The organism is Evtepia sp. (assembly GCF_034090835.1).
Taxonomy (GTDB): domain Bacteria; phylum Bacillota; class Clostridia; order Oscillospirales; family Oscillospiraceae; genus Evtepia.
Genome location: NZ_JAXDRS010000054.1, coordinates 1 through 16,637, shown reverse-complemented (window position 1 = coordinate 16,637; position 16,637 = coordinate 1). Strand labels below are relative to the sequence as shown.

The following is a 16,637-nucleotide window of genomic DNA, read 5'->3' as shown; positions in this document are numbered from 1 at the left end:
GATGATTATTGGAACCATTGTGGACGGCATTGTCATTGACCATATTCCCGCCGGCCGGGGCATGGACCTCTACCGGGACCTGGGCCTGGACAAGCTGGAGTGCGAGGTGGCGGTCATCAAGAACGCCTCCAGCGGAAAGTACGGGAAGAAGGACATTTTAAAGATCAACGAGGTCATTGACCTGAACTATGATATGCTGGGGTACATTGACCCCCACATCACGGTGAACATCATCCGGGGCGGGGAGAGAATGGAGAAGATCCATCCCCACCTGCCGGAGACCATCACCGGCGTGATCCGCTGCAAGAATCCCCGGTGCATCACCTCCATTGAGCAGGAGCTGCCCCACATCTTCCGGCTGACCGACCGGGAGAACGGGGTCTACCGCTGCCTCTACTGCGATACCAAGGCGGGGACCCGTCGGTAACCACAAAAAAAGCAAAAGAAAAAGAACTGCCGGTGAAAACACCGGCAGTTCTTTTTTAGGCTGGAGGGAGGATTAGATTTCTGCCTTCCACAGACCGTGGAGGTTGCAGTACTCATAAGCGGCAATGGGCTTGTCGCCGGGGACCAGAGCGAAGGTAACGGTGGGTTCCTGGCCGGGAGCCAGAGCCTTGCGCTGGTTGCCCTGCTGGGTCTGGAGGCTGATCCACTGGATATAGTGCTTCTCCTCCATGGGATGGGTGACGGAGCCGACGGTGACGGTGACCAGGTCGCCCTCAACCTTCACCACGGGGACATGCTTTTCGTTGGCAGCGTCGGTGGTGTTGGGGACCAGCTCCTTCATCTCTTCGCCGCAGCAGGAGGCCTTCACGCCGCTGGCGTTGACATAAGCGACGATATTGCCGCAGTGAGAACATCTGTAGAACTTCATTTCCATGGTAGTGTCTCCTTTTCTATTATGAATCTTTTGATTGATGGTTGTGCGTTGCTTGTTTCTTATGATATGATAATAGCACTTGATGATCACTTCCTCAGTGATTTAGTCACCAAGTTTGAAAAAGATTTTTTATTATTAGAGAAACGGAGGGGCTTCTCTTGCACCGCGAACTTTCCTTTTACCCTTATCTTACCCCGGAACAGAGCGATTTATTGGACAGATCCATGCGGCAATTGGCATTTCGCAAGGGGCAGGTGGTCCATCGGCACGGAGATGCCTGCGTGGGTCTGATCTTCGTGCGGAAAGGCCGGCTGGCGTTTTCCATCTTGTCGGAGGAAGGACGGGAGATCACCCTCTTCCGCACCGACAAGAGGGGCACCTGCATCCTGTCTGCTGCCTGCGTGCTCCAGACCCTGGAGTTCCAGAGCCAGGTGACGGCGGAGATCACAGCGGAGGTCTCCATCCTGCCTGCGGCTGTGCTGGCCCAGCTCATGAACGAGAATCGTGACGTGGAGCGGATGGTGTACAAGCAGGCGGTGGCCCAGTACTCCGGCGTGCTGCGGACCATGCAGCAGATCGTCTTTCTCAGCCTGGAGAAGCGGCTGGCCAACTTCCTGCAGGATGAATGCACCCGGCGGAAGTCGGCGTCCTTCTCCGCTACCCACGAGCAGATCGCCCGGTGTATCGGCTCTTCCCGAGAGGTGGTCACCCGGATGCTCAACCAGTTTGCATCCCGGGAGATCGTGGCCCTGGGACGAGGGACAGTGACGGTGCTGGATCCGGACGCCCTGGGGGATATGCTTCTGTAAGGCGGGGGCCTTTTCCGACCATCCTATGGCAAGGAGGAAGTAAGAATGCAAAAGGATTTTGAGTTTTATAATCCCACCCAAGTGTTTTTCGGCTGTTCTGCCATGCAGCAGCTGGCCGGCCTGCTGGGCCAGTATGGCCCCAATGTGCTGCTGGCCTACGGCGGCGGCTCCATCCGGTCCAACGGGGTCTATGACCAGGTGATGGCCGCCCTGCGGCAGGCGAGAAAGACCGTGACGGAGTTTTCCGGCATCATGCCCAACCCCACCTACGCCAAGGTGCTGGAAGGGGGCGCCCTGGCCCGGGCCTGCAAGGCGGATCTCATTCTGGCAGTAGGCGGCGGCTCCGTCATTGACTGCGCCCACGGCATGGGTCTGGCGGCGGTGTCCCCAGCCTATTACCGGCTGCTGTATGTCTGGGGGTAGGGAAGGGGGAGAGAAGAGGCGTCTTACGGGGACGCTTCCTCCTCCTCTGGAATGACGGCCACCCGGATCTCCAAAATTCTCCGGTGATCGATCTTGGTGACGGTCACGTCCAGAGTTTCATAGATGAAGTGGTCGCCTTCTACAGGCAGGCGGCCCAGCTGGTCCATGACCCAGCCGCTGATGGAAGCGGAGTCGATATCGGTGGCCCGCAGGGAGAAGCGGTCAAAGAGGTCGTCCAGGTTGGCGGAGCAGGAGATGAGATAGCTGCCGTCCTCCTGGGGTTTGAACTCCTCGATGACTTCGTCGTGCTCGTCCCAGATCTCACCCACCAGCTCCTCCAGGATGTCCTCCATGGTGACGATGCCCATGGTGCCGCCGTAGTCGTCCACCACCACGGCCATGTGGGCCTTTCGGATCTGGAGCAGACGCAGCAGATCGGAGATCTTCGCAGAACCGGTGGTGTAGAAGACTTTGCTGATGAGACTGGTGACGTCGGTGTGGTTATGGTACCGGGCGGAGAAGAAGTCCTTCTCGTGGACCAGACCGATGATGTTGTCGATGGAAGAATGGTAGACAGGGATGCGGGAGTATCCGCTCTCGGCAAAGAGGACAGCGAACTCCTCCATGGTGATGGTGTCAGGCGCGGCCACGATGTCCACTCTGGGGGTGAGGATCTCCTCCACCTCCATGTCGTTGAACTCGATGGCGGCTCGAATGAGCTCGCTCTCGTGGTGTTCCAGACCGCCCTCGCTCTCTGCTTCCTCCACCATGGTGATGAGCTCCTCTTCGGTGATGCCCTCGTCCTGGGTGGGACGGAACATTTTCACCACGACCTTATAGAAGAGGCCGAAGAAGAGGTGGAGAGGGGTGAGCACGGTCAGGCAGATCCGAAGGGGGATCACAGCCCGCATACAGAAGGATTCCGCCCGGTCTTTTGCCATGGTCTTGGGGGTGATCTCACCGAAGATGAGGACCACCACAGTGAGGACGATGGTAGAGATGGCGGGGCCGTACACAGGGAAGAGGCGGGTGAAGAGAACGGTACCCAGCGTAGCGGCGGTGAGGTTTACGATGTTGTTGGCGATGAGGATGCAGGAGAGCAGTTTGTCATACTGCTCCAGCAGGGCCAGGGCTTTCTGGGCGGCGACGTTTCCGTCCTCTGCCTTGCTTTTCAGCCGGACTTTGTTCACGGAAGAGTAAGCGGTCTCCGTGGAAGAGCACCAGGCGGAAAGGGCCACCAGGATGATCAGGGCTACAATGATCGCAATACAGGTACTGTCCATAAGGGACGCATCATCTCGACTTTCTCATATATTTTGGGGGGATGGCTGGTTTATAAAGCAAGAAAAGTGATAAACCAACTTAATAAAGTGCAATCCTACCATTTTCTTATCAATAAGATACCACACAGCCGCCGCAAATGCAAGGAGAGAAGGGAAATTTGGGGGGACAGAAAAGGCGGGGCCCTGCCGGCGGGGCGCTGCTTTCTGGCGGCAGACCGGGCGGTCCGGGAGGAAATCCCCCCGGAAAGGAAGAAAAGGTTTGCCAAAGAAGGGAAAAACAGGTATACTGAAATACAATTGTTGTCACGAGAAAGGACGGGTTGGATGGATGCATTGACCTTTGTCATTCCCACTTTTTTGGGGGTGGAGGGCCTCACAGCGGAGGAACTCCGGCGCATGGAGATGAAAGGCGTCCGGGCAGAGAACGGACGGGTGTTTTGCCAGGGCGGCCCGGAGGACATGCCCCGGCTGAACCTGCGCCTGCGCACCGGGGAGCGGGTGCTGCTCCTCATGGGCACCTTCCCGGCCCGCACCTTTGAGGAACTCTTTGAGGGGACCCGGTCCCTGCCCTGGGAGGACTGGATCCCCGAGAACGGCCAGTTCCCGGTGAAGGGGTTCAGCCTGAACTCGGCGCTGCACAGCGTGCCCGCCTGCCAGTCCATTGTGAAGAAGGCGGCGGCCACCCGGCTGGGCAAGCGGTATGGCCGGGAGACCCTGCCGGAGGACGGTCCGGTGTATCAGATCCAGTTTTCCATCATGAAGGACCAGGCGGCCCTCATGCTGGACACCTCCGGGGTGGGATTGTATAAGAGAGGGTACCGGGAGATCGGTGTGGCTGCCCCTCTGCGGGAGACCCTGGCGGCCTCTCTGGTGCTCCTGTCCGGCTACCGGGGCAAAGACCCCTTCTGCGATCCCTTCTGCGGCTCGGGGACCATTGTCATTGAGGCGGCCCTCATCGCAAAAAACCGCGCCCCCGGCCTGGGGCGGACCTTTGCCGCCCAGAAGTGGGGGAACCTGCCCTCCCGTGTGTGGGTGGACGCCGCCGGAGAGGCCATGGATCTGGAGTACGACGGGGACTATGACATTTGGGGCGGAGACCTGGACCCCAAGGCCATCGCCATCGCCCGGGACAACGCCGTGAAGGCGGATGTGGAGGACCTGGTCCGGTTCCAGGTGGCGGACGCCCGGCGGTTTGCCCGCAGCGAGCCCTATGGGCGGGTGGTGTGCAACCCTCCTTACGGAGACCGGCTCATGGAAAAACGGGAGGCAGAGGAAGTCTACCGGGATTTTGGCAGGGCCGTTCGGGGACTGCCAAAGGGCTGGAAGATCGGGGTGCTTTCCTCCCATACGGAGTTTGAACGCACCTTCGGGGCCCAGGCGGACCGGAAGCGTAAATTGTATAATGGTATGATCAAGTGCGATTTCTTCCAATATGGGAAGAAAACCACGGGAAACAGCCCCAAAGGAAAGGGAAAAAATTCTTAAAGTTGCACAAAAAGCGGAGGGAAATCCCTGCTGTTTTGGGAAGTTTTCATGTTGCAGAAACGCCATGGGCAAGGTATTATATACATGTTGTTAGCACTCAGACAAAAAGAGTGCTAACCCAAAGAGATAAAACCATGATTCATATATATTGATTGAAGGAGGAACCCCAAATGACTCTGAAACCTCTGGCTGACCGCGTTGTGCTCAAGCGCCTGGAAGCAGAAGAGACCACCAAGGGCGGCATCATCCTGACCGCCGCTGCCAAGGAGAGACCTGACCTCTCTGTCGTGGTAGCCGTTGGCCCCGGCGGCCTTGTGGACGGCAAGGAAGTGAAGATGATCCTGAAGCCCGGCGACAAGGTCATCACCAGCAAGTACATGGGCACGGAAGTGAAGATCGACGGCGAGCAGCTCACCATCGTGAAGCAGAGCGACGTCGTTGCAGTGGTAGAAGACTAATTGACCTTATTTCGGAAGGAGATCATAGATTATGGCAAAGATGCTCAGTTATGGTGAAGAAGCCCGCCAGGCTCTGGAGCGCGGCGTTGACAAGCTGGCCAACACCGTAAAGGTTACCCTGGGTCCCAAGGGCCGCAACGTGGTTCTGTGGAGAGCTTACGGCACGCCCCTGGTCACCAACGACGGCGTGACCATCGCCAAGGAGATCGAGCTGGAAGACCCCTTTGAAAACATGGGTGCCCAGATGGTGAAGGAAGTTTCCACCAAGACCAACGACGTGGCCGGCGACGGTACCACCACCGCCACCCTGCTGGCTCAGGCTATCATCCACGAGGGCCTGAAGAACCTGGTGGCTGGCGCCAACCCCGTGGTCATGAACAAGGGTATGGCCAAGGCGACCCGTGTGGCCGTGGAGACCATCAAGAAGAACTCCCAGCCTGTGAACGGCAGCGAGGACATCGCTCGCGTCGGCACCGTTTCTTCCGGCGACGAGAAGATCGGTACCCTCATCGCAGAGGCCATGGAGAAGGTGGGCGCAGACGGCGTCATCACCGTGGAAGAGTCCAAGACCGCCGAGACCTACAGCGAAGTGGTCGAGGGTATGCAGGTCGACCGTGGCTTCCTGTCCCCCTACATGGTGACCGACACCGAGAAGATGGAGGCCGTTCTGGACGATCCCCTCATCCTCCTCACCGATAAGAAGATCAGCAACATCCAGGAGATCATTCCTGTTCTGGAGCAGGTCATCCAGTCCGGCAAGAAGCTGCTCATCATGGCAGAGGACGTGGAAGGCGAGGCTCTGTCCACCCTGCTGGTCAATAAGCTCCGCGGCACCCTGAACGTGCTGTGCGTCAAGGCTCCCGGCTTCGGCGACCGCCGCAAGGAAATGCTGCAGGATATCGCCATCCTCACCGGCGCTACCGTCATCTCCAGCGACTACGGTCTGGAGCTGCACGACACCGACCTGAGCCACCTGGGTACCGCCCGTCAGGTGAAGGCCGGCAAGGAGACCACCATCATCGTGGACGGCGGCGGCTCCAGCGAGGCCATCAAGGAGCGCACCGTCATGATCCGCAACGAGTATGATCGCTCCACCTCTGAGTATGACCGGGAGAAGCTCCAGGAGCGTCTGGCCAGACTGGCTGGCGGCGTGGCCATCATCCGCGTGGGCGCAGCCACCGAGACCGAGATGAAGGAGAAGAAGCTCCGCATCGAGGACGCCCTGAACGCCACCCGCGCAGCGGTGGAAGAGGGCATCGTGGCCGGCGGCGGCACCGCTTATGTGAACGCCATCCCCGAGATCGAGAAGCTGGTCGAGGAAGTGGAAGGCGACGAGAAGACCGGCGTGCAGATCATTGCCCGGGCTCTGGCTGCTCCCCTGCGCCAGATCGCAACCAACGCAGGCCTGGACGCTTCCGTCATCCTGGAGAAGGTCAAGAACGGCGGCCAGGTTGGCTGCGGCTTCGACGCTTATAAGGAAGTCTACTGCGACATGATCGCCAGCGGCATCGTGGACCCCACCAAGGTGACCCGTTCCGCCCTGGAGAACGCAGCTTCCATCTCCGCTATGCTCCTGACCACCGAGGCTCTGGTGGGCGACCGTCTGGCACCTCCCTCCGCTACCGGCGCAGGGATGCCCGCAGGCGACATGAGCGGCGCAATGTATTGATCCAGAAGATACCCAAGAAGCTCACCCCTTCTTTCAGCAAAGACGCACCGAGGCCTCGGTGCGTCTTTGTCTGTGGGAGAAAAGTGGTTTGAAAACTGTGGGGGCTGTGGTATAATACTCCCGGCATAGGAAAGCAGCGGACAACGCCTGAGGCTCCGTCCGGCTGCTGCAATCTCAGGATTAGGAGGAATGCCAGTGAAACCCAAGATTTTGATTTCCCGCTCTCCCGAGAGCAGCGGGCTGTATGAAAAAGCCGTGGAGAAAGCGGGGGGCGAGCCCCTGTCTTTCTATTGTCCCGACCCGGAGATGGACTTTGACGCCCTGATCCTGGGCGGCGGCGGGGACGTAGACCCTCTGGAGTTCAGGGAGCGCAACCACGGCTCCCGGGAGATCGACGTTCCCCGGGACAAGGTGGAGATCGCCCTGGTGACCCGCTGCGTCTATGAGAACAAGCCCATTCTGGGCATTTGCAGAGGCCATCAGGTGGTGAACATCGCCATGGGCGGCAACATCTATCAGGATATGACCCCGGAGCTGGTGGCCTACCACGGGGAAAACCCGGAGGGGACCCCGGGCACCCATCCCATCCGTGTGGCCATGCTGACCATGCTGGATGAACTGTATGGCCGGGAGATGGTGGTGAACACCTCCCACCACCAGGCCATCTACAAGTTTGGCCAGGGCCTGTACGCCACCGCCTGGGATGAGCACGGGGTGGTAGAGGCCATGCAGCACGGCAGCCTGCCCATTTGGACGGTGCAGTTCCATCCGGAGCAGCTGGCCCGGGGAGAAGAGGCCGACGGACAGAAGATCTTCGACTACTTCCTGGAGCAGTGCAGGAAGCACTGCGGCATGTAAGATGGCCAAACCAAAGAACACCCTGCGGGAGATCAACCTGGAGATCGGCCGGCCCTTTGTGGACCAGGCCATGAAGCGCCTGACCATGGAGCTGGACCAGAGCCGCCGCATGGGCTGCGCCGTGCTGAAGATCATCCACGGATACGGTTCCTCGGGAACCGGTGGGAAGATCCGCACGGCCTCCCGCAAGCATTTGACCCGGCTGAAAGAAGAGGGTCAGATCACCGATTTTCTGCCCGGTGAGGGATTCTCCATCTTTGAGGAGGCCACCCGCCGGGCCTTCACCCGGTGCGCCGCCCTGCGGCAGGACCGGGATCTGGACCGCTGCAACCACGGCGTCACCTTCATTGTGTTTTAAGGGTGCGCCCGGACCCAAAGAAAGGAGGGGCGCCATGGACTTTACCGATAAGATCAACGCCACCAACCAAAAAAATTCCTTTATGCTTCACAACGGCATCCGCCTCACGGAGATGAGGGAGGACTACGCAAAAGTCGAGGCTCACCTCACCCGGGAAAACCGCAACCTGTACGGGGCGGTCCATGGGGGGATGTTCCTCACCATGGGGGATTGTGCCGCCGGCGGCGCGGCCCGGACCAACGGGATGCGTTACGTAACGGTGAGCAACAGCTTTGAGTTTTTCCGCAACACCAAGAGCCAGCATCTCATTGCCGAAGGACGGATCAAAAACCGGGGGCGCACCATTTGTGTGGCGGAGGTAGAGATAAGCGACGGAGAAGGCCGCCTGCTGTGCGGGGGGACCTTCACCCTCTTCTGCACCGGCTCTCTGGACGAGATCCCGGAGGACTGAGATGGGCCCGGGGTGCCGCTCCTTTCACCAGGCCATGAAGGAACGCTTTGGGTGTAAAGTATATAAGCTTGCCTTAGACGGGGGCATGACCTGTCCCAACCGGGACGGGACCATCGGGCGGCGGGGCTGGAGGTCATTACCCACGTGATTTTGGGCCTGCCCGGCGAGAGTCGGGAGGACATGGTGGAGACCGTGCGCTACGTGGGGGAAAGCGGAGCGGACGGCATCAAGCTCCAGCTTTTGCACGTGCTGGAAGGGACCGACCTGGCGCAAGACTACCGGGCAGGGAAGGTCCCGGTCCTCTCTTTAGAGGAGTACCTGCTGCTCCTGGAGGACTGCCTGGCCGTGCTCCCCCCGGAGATGGTGATTCACCGGCTCACCGGGGACGGAGCCAAGGCAAAACTCCTGGCCCCTCTGTGGAGCGGGGATAAAAAACGGGTCCTCAACGCCATGCAGCAGCAGTTCGCCCGGGACGGGGTCCGGCAGGGCAGCCGCTGTTCAAGCGCCTATCCCTAAGAGGATGTATGGTACCGTATCATTTTTACTTAAAATATCGGAACGAATAGGAGGAGACAAGCATGACCAAGATTGATATTTTTTCTGGGTTTTTAGGGGCTGGTAAGACCACCCTCATTAAGAAGCTCATCGAGGAGGCCTACAAGGGCGAGAAGCTGGTGCTCATTGAAAACGAGTTCGGCGAGATCGGCATTGACGGCGGGTTCCTCCAGAACGCCGGGGTGGAGATCACCGAGATGAACTCCGGCTGCATCTGCTGCAGCCTGGTGGGTGACTTCGGCCAGGCCCTGGAGCAGGTGCTCTTCCAGTTCAAGCCGGACCGGGTCATCATTGAGCCCTCCGGCGTGGGCAAGCTCTCCGACGTGATCGGCGCAGTGCAGCGGGTGGACAACCATGACATCCGGCTCAACGCCTTTGTCACCGTGGCGGACGCCACCAAGTGCAAGATCTATATGAAGAACTTCGGAGAGTTCTACAACAACCAGATCGAGCACGCAGCCGCCATCGTCCTGAGCCGGGCCGGCGGCATGAGCGAGAAGAAGCTCATGGACGCAGTGAAGCTGCTGCGGGCTCACAACGCCAACGCTCCCATCATCACCACCCCCTGGGAGGAGCTGGATGGCAAGCAGATCCTGGAGACCATGGAAAACAAGGATACCCTGAAGGAAGAGCTGGCCCGTCTGGCTGCCCAGCAGGCAGAGCATGATGAGGCCCATCATCACCATGAGCATGGGGAGAGCTGCTCCTGCCACGATCACCATCATCATGACCATGACCACGATCACGAGCATGGGCATCATCATGACCATGACCACGATCACGAGCATGAGCATCATCACGACCATGACCATGATCACGAACATCACCACCATCATCACCACGAGCACGGTGAAAGCTGCTCCTGCCACCACGACCACGACGCCGATGAGGTCTTTATCAGCTGGGGCACAGAGACCCCCAGAAAGTATGAGGAGGCTGAGATCACCGGCGCTCTGACCGCCTTGGATAATGCCGAGACCTACGGGGCTGTCCTCCGTGCCAAAGGCATTGTTCCCTGCGTGGACGGCACCTGGATCCACTTTGACTATGTGCCCGGGGAGCAGAACGTCCGCCGCGGCCCTGCGGGTGTCACCGGCCGTCTGTGCGTCATCGGTGCGGAGCTGAAGGAGCACGCTCTGGATGAACTGTTCCGGGTGAACGAAAGAAGAGGGTGAGCATGATGATGGAAGAGATCCCGGTTTACCTGTTTACCGGCTTTCTGGACGCAGGAAAAACCAAGTTCATTCAGGAGACCATGGAGGACGTGCGCTTTAACAGCGGGGAGAACACCCTGCTTCTCCTGTGTGAGGAAGGGGAGGAGGAGTACGATCCCTCTGCCTTTTCCGGCCACAATGTCTTTATCGAGGTGGTTGAGGACCAGTCGGAGCTGACCGCCAAGAATCTGGAGCGGCTGCAGAAGAAGCATGCTGCCGAGCGGGTGGTGGTGGAGTACAACGGCATGTGGATGCTGGACGACCTGTACCAGAACATGCCGGACGCCTGGATCGTCTACCAGGAGTTCATGTTTGCTGACTCCCAGACCTTCCTCACCTACAATGCCAACATGCGCGGCCTTGTGGTGGACAAGCTGAAAAGCTGCGAGATGGTGGTGCTTAACCGGGCGGACGACAAGGTGGACCGGGTGGAGATCCACAAGATCATCCGGGCCGTGAGCCGCCGGACCAACATCGCCTACGAGACCCGGGAGGGTGAGGTGTTTTACGACGACACCCCCGAGGAGATGCCCTTTGACCTGGACGCCCCCATTGTGGAGATCCAGCCCCAGGACTTTGCCGTCTGGTACCAGGACCTTTCTGAGGAGCCGGACAAGTACAAGGGCAAGACCGTCCGGGTGGGCGGCTTCACCATGGTGCGGGACAAGCTGCCTGCGGGTAGCTTCATCTTCGGCCGCCGGATCATGACCTGCTGTGTGGATGACATCACCTTCGCCGGGCTTTTGTGCACCGGCTACGACGTGAAGAAGCTCCAGGACCAGCAGTGGGTGGAGCTCACCGCCAAGATCGCCATCAAGAACAACCGGGTGTACAACAAGAAGGGCCCGGTGCTCTCGGTGGTTTCCATCCAGCCGGGCACGGCCCCGGAGCAGGATGTGGCTACGTTCTACTAAGTATTCCAGAGAACAGACACGGGAACCGGTTTCCCGTGTCTGTTTTTGTGCCCGCTTATGGAATCTGTCAAGAAAGCCGAGGGAGGAGGGGAAAACCTCTCCTTCCTGCGGGATTGTCAGAAGAGGGCGGGGCCGTTATAATAGACATACTCTGCCGACGGACGGCAGGGAATCCTATATGGAGGTGGAGCCATGAAGCGAAGCGTTGCCTACTATCAAAAAACCAGACCGCTGCGGATCTTCCTGTCCTACTATGGACCGCACAAGCATCTGTTTTTCCTGGATATGTTCTGCGCCCTGCTCATCTGTCTCATTGACCTGGCGTTTCCGTATCTGTCCCGGTCCGCTCTGAACACCATGCTGCCCAACCAGGCCTACCGGGCCTTCTTTACGGTGGTGCTGTTCTTTGCAGTGGCCTATGTGTGTAAGGGCTTTCTCTATTTTACTGTGTCCTACTGGGGCCATGTGTTTGGCGTGCGGGTGGAGGCCGACTTGCGGCGGGACCTGTACGCCCATATGGAGAACCTCAGTTTCAGTTTCTTTGATAAAAACCGCACCGGTGTGCTCATGTCCCGGGTGACCAACGATCTCTTCGAGATCACCGAGCTGGCTCATCACGGGCCGGAGGACCTGTTCATCTCCACAGTCACCCTGGTGGGCGCTTTCTGCATCATGTGCACCATCGAGTGGAAACTGGCGGTGATCTCCTTCAGCATCGTGCCGGTGTTCGTGGTGTTTACCATTTACCAGCGGCGGAAGATGCGCCGGGCCAACCTGAAGCTGAAAGCCCAGACCGCCGAGATCAACGCCGCCATCGAGTCGGGGATCTCCGGCATGCGCACCGCCAAGGCCTTTCAGAACGAAGAGACCGAGAAGGCCAAGTTTGGAGCCATGAACAAGCTGTTTGTCCAGGCTAAGAGTACGTATTATAAGACCATGGCCACCTTCCAGGGGGGTATGGAGTTCAGTACCTCCATTATGCCTGTGCTGGTCATTGGCGCAGGCGGGTACTTTATCATGAAGGGGACGGTGAACTACGCCGACCTGGTGGCCTTCACACTGTATGTCACCACCTTCACCACCCCGGTGAAGAAGCTGGTGAGCTTTGTGGAGCAGTTCATGCAGGGCTCGGCAGGCTTCACCCGGTTTTTGGAGCTCATGCGGCTGGAGCCGGAGATCCAGGACGCCCCGGACGCAGAAGAGCTGAAGGAGGTCAAGGGGGATGTGACCTTTGGCCAGGTATCCTTCCGTTACAACGACAAAGCCGAGGTCCTGCGGGATATTAACCTGACCATCCGGGCAGAGGAGAAGTTTGCCTTTGTGGGTCCCTCCGGCGGGGGCAAGACCACCCTATGTCAGCTTATCCCCCGGTTCTATGATGTGACCGGCGGGCAGGTGATGGTGGACGGTAAGGACGTGCGCCAGGTCACCCAGCACTCTCTCCGGCGGCAGATCGGCATTGTGCAGCAGGAGGTCTTCCTCTTTGCCGACAGCGTCATGGAGAACATCCGCTACGGCCGGCCGGAGGCCACCGACGAGGAGGTCATGTGGGCCGCCCGGCAGGCGGAGATTCACCAGGACATTCTGGCCATGCCCAACGGGTACGACACCTATGTGGGCGAGCGGGGCGTGATGCTCTCCGGCGGCCAGAAGCAGCGCATCAGCATTGCCCGGGTCTTTTTGAAGAACCCGCCCATCGTGATCCTGGACGAGGCCACCAGCGCCCTGGACAGCGTCACCGAGGCCAGGATCCAGGCCTCCTTTGACCGGCTCTGCCAGGGGCGGACCTCCATCATCATTGCCCATCGCCTGTCTACCATCCGCAACGCGGACCGGATCGCGGTCATTGACCGGGAACGGATTTTGGAGCAGGGGAGCCACGGAGAGCTTATGGCTCTGAACGGCGAGTACGCCGACCTGGTCCGGGCGCAGGAACAGATCGGGTAACAAACAACAGAAACGCCCCACCCATTCCGGGAACGACCGGGAAGGGTGGGGCGTGTTTGCGATTAGGGAGCGGGGGTTTCCTGAAGATAGGCCAGGATCTCCTGGGCGTTGGTGTCGGGCTTGACCTTGGGCATGGCCTTTTCAATGATCCCCTGGGGGCTGATCACATAGGTGCTGCGTACCACACCCATGCTGACCTTGCCGTAGAGCTTCTTTTCCTTCCAGCAGGCAGAGGCCTGGATGGCGGTGAGCTCCGGATCGGACAGGAGCAGAAAGGGGAGGTCGTGCTTTTCTGCGAACTTCTGGTGGGAGGCAGAAGAGTCCTTGCTCACCCCGATGACCACTGCGTCCAGGGTGCGGAAGGCGTCGTAGGCGGCGGCAAAGGCGCAGGCCTGCCGGGTGCAGCCGGGGGTGTTATCCTTGGGGTAGAAGTACAGGACCACTCGTTTTCCCAGGAAATCGGAGAGGGGAACATGATGATATAGTTGTCAGGCATCACCACAGGGAAGACACCCTGATAGGTCAAACCCATGGCCTTGCAGAGACCGGGAAGGGCTTTGCCTGCGTTGCCGATCTCTGCGCCGCAGGTCATGACAAAGTAGGCGTTCTTGTTGCCGGAAAAGTGGCCTGCCCGCAGGAAGCCTTCAAAGAGCCGGGGCAGCTGCCAGGCGTAGGTGGGGCAGACAAAGACCCAGGGTTTTTCTGAGGTGAGGGCGGCGGGGGCGTTCTCTTTGAGCAGGGGGAGCGTGTCGGTGGCGGTGTCGTCCAGCTGCTGGGCCAGAGACAGGGCGCAATAGCGGCTGTTTCCGGTGCCGCTGAAATAAACGATCATAGCTTGGGTTCTCCTTATCGAATACGAGGGTTTGTTTTTTAGCAGAGGGTATTCTTTTCTTTGCTGCACTGAGGGTTGGTCAGCTGAAAGCGGTCGTCCATGTGGGCCTCACCCCACTGGCACATGAGTTCCAGCAGGGGAGCCAGGGACAGACCCTTTTCGGTGACAGCGTACTCCACCCGGGGCGGGACCTCGGGGTAGACGGTGCGGAGGACCAGTCCATCCTCCTCCAGTTCCCGGAGCTGGTTGGTAAGGGTGCGCTGGGAGAGCTGGGTCATCTGCCGCATGAGCTGACTGAAACGCTGGGTCCCCTGACGGATAAGAACGTCCAGAATGAGGGGTTTCCACTTTCCGCCAATCATTTTCAGGGTGATTTCCATCTCGCAGGTGACTTCGATTTTTTTCATAGAGACCTCCATAGTGAAGAAAAGTTCACGAACGGCAGAAAATGTGCGTTCTTGCAGAAGAGAAAGAAGGAAGCTATGATTGCATTATAGCATGTTTTTACGATTTGCAAACCCTGAGACAGGAGGCGTAGCAACGCAATGAAGGAACGGAGACTGGGAAAGACCGGCCGTATGGTCACAGAGATGGGCCTGGGCACCTGGCAGCTGGGCCCCAAATGGGGGGAACCTTTTGACCCTGTGGAGGCAGAACGGGTGCTGGAAGCAGCCTGGGAGACGGGGATCAATCTCATTGACACGGCAGATATCTATAACGACGGGAAAAGTGAAGAGGCCATTGGCGCCTTTTTAAAGCGACACCCGGCGCACTTTTTTGTGGTGACTAAGTGCGGCCGGGGGCTGAACCCCCATACGGCAGAAGGGTACACCCCGGAGGCCATGGAGAAGTTTGTGGACGGCAGCCTGCGCCGCCTGGGGACCGAGCGGCTGGATCTGGTGCTGCTCCACTGTCCGCCCACGTCGGTGTACCGGAAGGATGCTCTGTTTGCAGGAATGGAGCGGATGAAGCAGGCGGGAAAGATCGCCGACTATGGGGTCAGCATTGAGAAGGTAGAGGAGGGGCTCAAGGCCATGGAGTATCCCATCGCTGCCATCGAGGTGATCTTTAACCTGTTCCGCAGAAAGCCCATGGAAGAGCTCTTTCCCCGGGCCAAGGAGAAGGATGTGGGGATTTTGGCTCGGGTTCCCCTGGCCAGCGGTCTGCTCACGGGACGGTACAGTGAGACCACCCAGTTTGGAGAGAAGGACCACCGCAGCTACAACCGAAACGGGGAAGCGTTTGACAAAGGGGAGACTTTTTCCGGCGTAGAGTACCGTCAGGGGCTCAAAGCGGTGGCAGAACTCAAGAAACTCTTCGGAACGGAGGATCTGGCTCCCTATGCCCTGCGGTGGATTCTCATGGAAGAAGCGGTCAGCGCGGTCATTCCAGGGGCCAGCCGTCAGGAACAGGTCCTGTCCAATGTGAGGGGAGCGGAGCTGCCTTCCCTGACCAGAGAGCAAATGGAAGGGGCAAAAGCCATCTACGATCAGTATCTCCGCAGCACCATCCATAACCAGTGGTAAAGAAAAAGAAACATAGAAGAGGGCTCTGTTCTGCTGCATGGAACGGAGCTCTCTTTCTTTTCTGTCTGGGCGCTGTGTAATCTTTTTGTTAACAATCCGGGAAACCCATTGACAAAATGCAGGAATCTTTTATTGTGATAAGAAAGAACATGACACAGAGCTCGTTGTAACGGATGTCTCTGCGTGAAGAGAGGCGAACAAACCATGAGAATGATGTTATCGCAGTTGTTTTATGGAAGAAACGGAATGGACCAGCTCAACGGCGTTCTGCTTGGCGGCGCAGTGCTGAGCTGGCTTGCTTCTCTTGTTGTACGGCCTGCCGGGATTGCCTACCTGCTGCACTCCCTGGCGCTGCTGCTGGCTGCCATTGCCATTGTCCGGGCCCTGTCCCGAAACATTGGCCGCCGCCAGCAGGAAAACCAGAAGTTCCTGACCATGCTCGGGCGGGGAAAGAGCAGCCGGGGCAGTTGGTCTGCTCGGATGGAGCAGCGGCGGCAGTATAAGGTTTTTAAGTGTCCCTCCTGCGGCGTCAAGCTGCGGGTCCCCAGAGGGAAGGGACGGATCAAGGTGACCTGCCGCCAGTGTGGGGCGACCTTTGAAGAGAAGAGCTGAAAGAGACCCCTTGTTTCATACTCTGCCGGAGGCAGAAAAGGGAAATACAAAAAATCAAAAAAGTTTTGAAAAAGGGGTTGACATGCGAGGAAATGGATGGTATTATATCCAAGCTGTCGCGAACGATGGGACACGAAAGTGGTCAAACAAAAGAACTTGAAAAAAGTTCTTGACAAACGGAACGAGATGTGATAACATGAAATTCCACCCGGAGTTAACGGTGTGCACCTTGTAAATTAAACAACGTAAGACAAAACACGAAGCACCAAAACGGACATTAAGTTGTCCATGAAGCTTAAAAGCTTTGTGGGACGACGTTAATTTTCTTTGAAGCTAAGAGATTAGCTCAATAACATGATTTGA

At 58.4% G+C, this 16,637-nt stretch carries 18 protein-coding genes and 2 pseudogenes; 15 read left to right on the top strand and 5 right to left on the bottom strand.

The genetic code is table 11. The annotated features are described in order from the left end of the window. Position 1: 1 nt before the first annotated feature. Entirely contained in the window at positions 2-427 is a 426-nt protein-coding gene (locus tag SOR61_RS09855) for an aspartate carbamoyltransferase regulatory subunit (RefSeq protein ID WP_320612488.1), read from the top strand. Between the two features lie 72 nt (positions 428-499). Here the strand turns inward: SOR61_RS09855 and SOR61_RS09850 are convergent, their stop codons facing one another. Further along, positions 500-880, bottom strand: coding sequence for a desulfoferrodoxin family protein (locus SOR61_RS09850; RefSeq protein WP_407066535.1), 381 nt, complete (start codon positions 878-880; stop codon positions 500-502). A 224-nt stretch (positions 881-1,104) separates the two neighbouring features. On the opposite strand from SOR61_RS09850, the gene SOR61_RS09845 reads away from it, so the two are divergent. Then, a complete protein-coding gene (locus tag SOR61_RS09845) occupies positions 1,105-1,689 on the top strand; it encodes a Crp/Fnr family transcriptional regulator (RefSeq protein WP_320612487.1) in 585 nt (194 codons plus the stop codon). A 45-nt stretch (positions 1,690-1,734) separates the two neighbouring features. Continuing rightward, entirely contained in the window at positions 1,735-2,112 is a 378-nt protein-coding gene (locus SOR61_RS09840; protein WP_320612486.1) for an iron-containing alcohol dehydrogenase, read from the top strand. 23 nt (positions 2,113-2,135) lie between these two features. On the opposite strand, the gene SOR61_RS09835 is transcribed toward SOR61_RS09840, so the two are convergent. Next, positions 2,136-3,395 (bottom strand): hemolysin family protein, encoded by a 1,260-nt coding sequence (locus SOR61_RS09835; protein WP_320612485.1) that lies wholly within the window; start codon positions 3,393-3,395, stop codon positions 2,136-2,138. 324 nt (positions 3,396-3,719) lie between these two features. On the opposite strand from SOR61_RS09835, the gene SOR61_RS09830 reads away from it, so the two are divergent. The 10 genes from SOR61_RS09830 to SOR61_RS09785 all read left to right on the top strand — a co-directional run bounded on the left by SOR61_RS09830 (position 3,720) and on the right by SOR61_RS09785 (position 13,304). After that, positions 3,720-4,880, top strand: coding sequence for a class I SAM-dependent RNA methyltransferase (locus tag SOR61_RS09830; protein ID WP_320612484.1), 1,161 nt, complete (start codon positions 3,720-3,722; stop codon positions 4,878-4,880). 170 nt (positions 4,881-5,050) lie between these two features. After that, a complete protein-coding gene (groES, locus tag SOR61_RS09825; protein ID WP_320612483.1) occupies positions 5,051-5,338 on the top strand; it encodes a co-chaperone GroES in 288 nt (95 codons plus the stop codon). A gap of 31 nt (positions 5,339-5,369) precedes the next feature. Then, positions 5,370-7,007, top strand: coding sequence for a chaperonin GroEL (groL, locus tag SOR61_RS09820; RefSeq protein WP_320612482.1), 1,638 nt, complete (start codon positions 5,370-5,372; stop codon positions 7,005-7,007). Between the two features lie 195 nt (positions 7,008-7,202). Further along, positions 7,203-7,865 carry a gamma-glutamyl-gamma-aminobutyrate hydrolase family protein gene (locus SOR61_RS09815; protein ID WP_320612481.1) on the top strand — a complete coding sequence of 221 codons (663 nt, stop codon included), beginning with the start codon at positions 7,203-7,205 and terminating at the stop codon, positions 7,863-7,865. 1 nt (position 7,866) lies between these two features. After that, positions 7,867-8,223 carry a Smr/MutS family protein gene (locus SOR61_RS09810; RefSeq protein WP_320612480.1) on the top strand — a complete coding sequence of 119 codons (357 nt, stop codon included), beginning with the start codon at positions 7,867-7,869 and terminating at the stop codon, positions 8,221-8,223. A 34-nt stretch (positions 8,224-8,257) separates the two neighbouring features. Beyond that, positions 8,258-8,674 (top strand): PaaI family thioesterase, encoded by a 417-nt coding sequence (locus SOR61_RS09805; protein ID WP_320612479.1) that lies wholly within the window; start codon positions 8,258-8,260, stop codon positions 8,672-8,674. A 144-nt stretch (positions 8,675-8,818) separates the two neighbouring features. Then, positions 8,819-9,190 (top strand): hypothetical protein, encoded by a 372-nt coding sequence (locus SOR61_RS09800; protein ID WP_320612478.1) that lies wholly within the window; start codon positions 8,819-8,821, stop codon positions 9,188-9,190. 62 nt (positions 9,191-9,252) lie between these two features. Next, complete coding sequence (locus SOR61_RS09795) at positions 9,253-10,404, top strand: CobW family GTP-binding protein (RefSeq protein WP_320612477.1); 1,152 nt, start codon at positions 9,253-9,255, stop codon at positions 10,402-10,404. Between the two features lie 2 nt (positions 10,405-10,406). After that, complete coding sequence (locus SOR61_RS09790; protein WP_320612476.1) at positions 10,407-11,357, top strand: GTP-binding protein; 951 nt, start codon at positions 10,407-10,409, stop codon at positions 11,355-11,357. A 192-nt stretch (positions 11,358-11,549) separates the two neighbouring features. Continuing rightward, complete coding sequence (locus SOR61_RS09785) at positions 11,550-13,304, top strand: ABC transporter ATP-binding protein (protein ID WP_320612475.1); 1,755 nt, start codon at positions 11,550-11,552, stop codon at positions 13,302-13,304. A gap of 62 nt (positions 13,305-13,366) precedes the next feature. Here SOR61_RS09785 and SOR61_RS09780 read toward each other — a convergent pair. From SOR61_RS09780 to SOR61_RS09770, 3 genes and pseudogenes are all read right to left on the bottom strand, one after another. Next, positions 13,367-13,777, bottom strand: a pseudogene (locus tag SOR61_RS09780) (peroxiredoxin); the annotation flags it as partial. 44 nt (positions 13,778-13,821) lie between these two features. After that, positions 13,822-14,136, bottom strand: a pseudogene (locus SOR61_RS09775) (EFR1 family ferrodoxin); the annotation flags it as partial. Positions 14,137-14,174: 38 nt separating this feature from the next. After that, complete coding sequence (locus tag SOR61_RS09770) at positions 14,175-14,543, bottom strand: helix-turn-helix domain-containing protein (protein ID WP_320612474.1); 369 nt, start codon at positions 14,541-14,543, stop codon at positions 14,175-14,177. A 138-nt stretch (positions 14,544-14,681) separates the two neighbouring features. On the opposite strand from SOR61_RS09770, the gene SOR61_RS09765 reads away from it, so the two are divergent. Both SOR61_RS09765 and SOR61_RS09760 read left to right on the top strand, forming a co-directional pair. Continuing rightward, positions 14,682-15,662 (top strand): aldo/keto reductase, encoded by a 981-nt coding sequence (locus SOR61_RS09765; RefSeq protein WP_320612473.1) that lies wholly within the window; start codon positions 14,682-14,684, stop codon positions 15,660-15,662. Positions 15,663-15,908: 246 nt separating this feature from the next. Further along, on the top strand, positions 15,909-16,274 hold the full coding sequence (locus SOR61_RS09760) for a hypothetical protein (RefSeq protein WP_320612472.1): 366 nt from the start codon (positions 15,909-15,911) through the stop codon (positions 16,272-16,274). The last annotated feature ends 363 nt before the right edge of the window (positions 16,275-16,637 follow it).

Coding starts and splice junctions, on each gene's coding strand:
- SOR61_RS09810 (WP_320612480.1), top strand. CDS start 7,867: ATGGCCAAACCAAAGAACACCCTGCGGGAGATCAACCTGGAGATCGGC.
- SOR61_RS09760 (WP_320612472.1), top strand. CDS start 15,909: ATGGACCAGCTCAACGGCGTTCTGCTTGGCGGCGCAGTGCTGAGCTGG.
- SOR61_RS09845 (WP_320612487.1), top strand. CDS start 1,105: ATGCGGCAATTGGCATTTCGCAAGGGGCAGGTGGTCCATCGGCACGGA.
- SOR61_RS09850 (WP_407066535.1), bottom strand. CDS start 880: ATGGAAATGAAGTTCTACAGATGTTCTCACTGCGGCAATATCGTCGCT.
- SOR61_RS09795 (WP_320612477.1), top strand. CDS start 9,253: ATGACCAAGATTGATATTTTTTCTGGGTTTTTAGGGGCTGGTAAGACC.
- SOR61_RS09790 (WP_320612476.1), top strand. CDS start 10,407: ATGATGATGGAAGAGATCCCGGTTTACCTGTTTACCGGCTTTCTGGAC.
- SOR61_RS09765 (WP_320612473.1), top strand. CDS start 14,682: ATGAAGGAACGGAGACTGGGAAAGACCGGCCGTATGGTCACAGAGATG.
- SOR61_RS09830 (WP_320612484.1), top strand. CDS start 3,720: ATGGATGCATTGACCTTTGTCATTCCCACTTTTTTGGGGGTGGAGGGC.
- SOR61_RS09805 (WP_320612479.1), top strand. CDS start 8,258: ATGGACTTTACCGATAAGATCAACGCCACCAACCAAAAAAATTCCTTT.
- SOR61_RS09770 (WP_320612474.1), bottom strand. CDS start 14,543: ATGAAAAAAATCGAAGTCACCTGCGAGATGGAAATCACCCTGAAAATG.
- SOR61_RS09785 (WP_320612475.1), top strand. CDS start 11,550: ATGAAGCGAAGCGTTGCCTACTATCAAAAAACCAGACCGCTGCGGATC.
- SOR61_RS09855 (WP_320612488.1), top strand. CDS start 2: ATGATTATTGGAACCATTGTGGACGGCATTGTCATTGACCATATTCCC.
- SOR61_RS09840 (WP_320612486.1), top strand. CDS start 1,735: ATGCAAAAGGATTTTGAGTTTTATAATCCCACCCAAGTGTTTTTCGGC.
- SOR61_RS09835 (WP_320612485.1), bottom strand. CDS start 3,395: ATGGACAGTACCTGTATTGCGATCATTGTAGCCCTGATCATCCTGGTG.
- groES (WP_320612483.1), top strand. CDS start 5,051: ATGACTCTGAAACCTCTGGCTGACCGCGTTGTGCTCAAGCGCCTGGAA.
- groL (WP_320612482.1), top strand. CDS start 5,370: ATGGCAAAGATGCTCAGTTATGGTGAAGAAGCCCGCCAGGCTCTGGAG.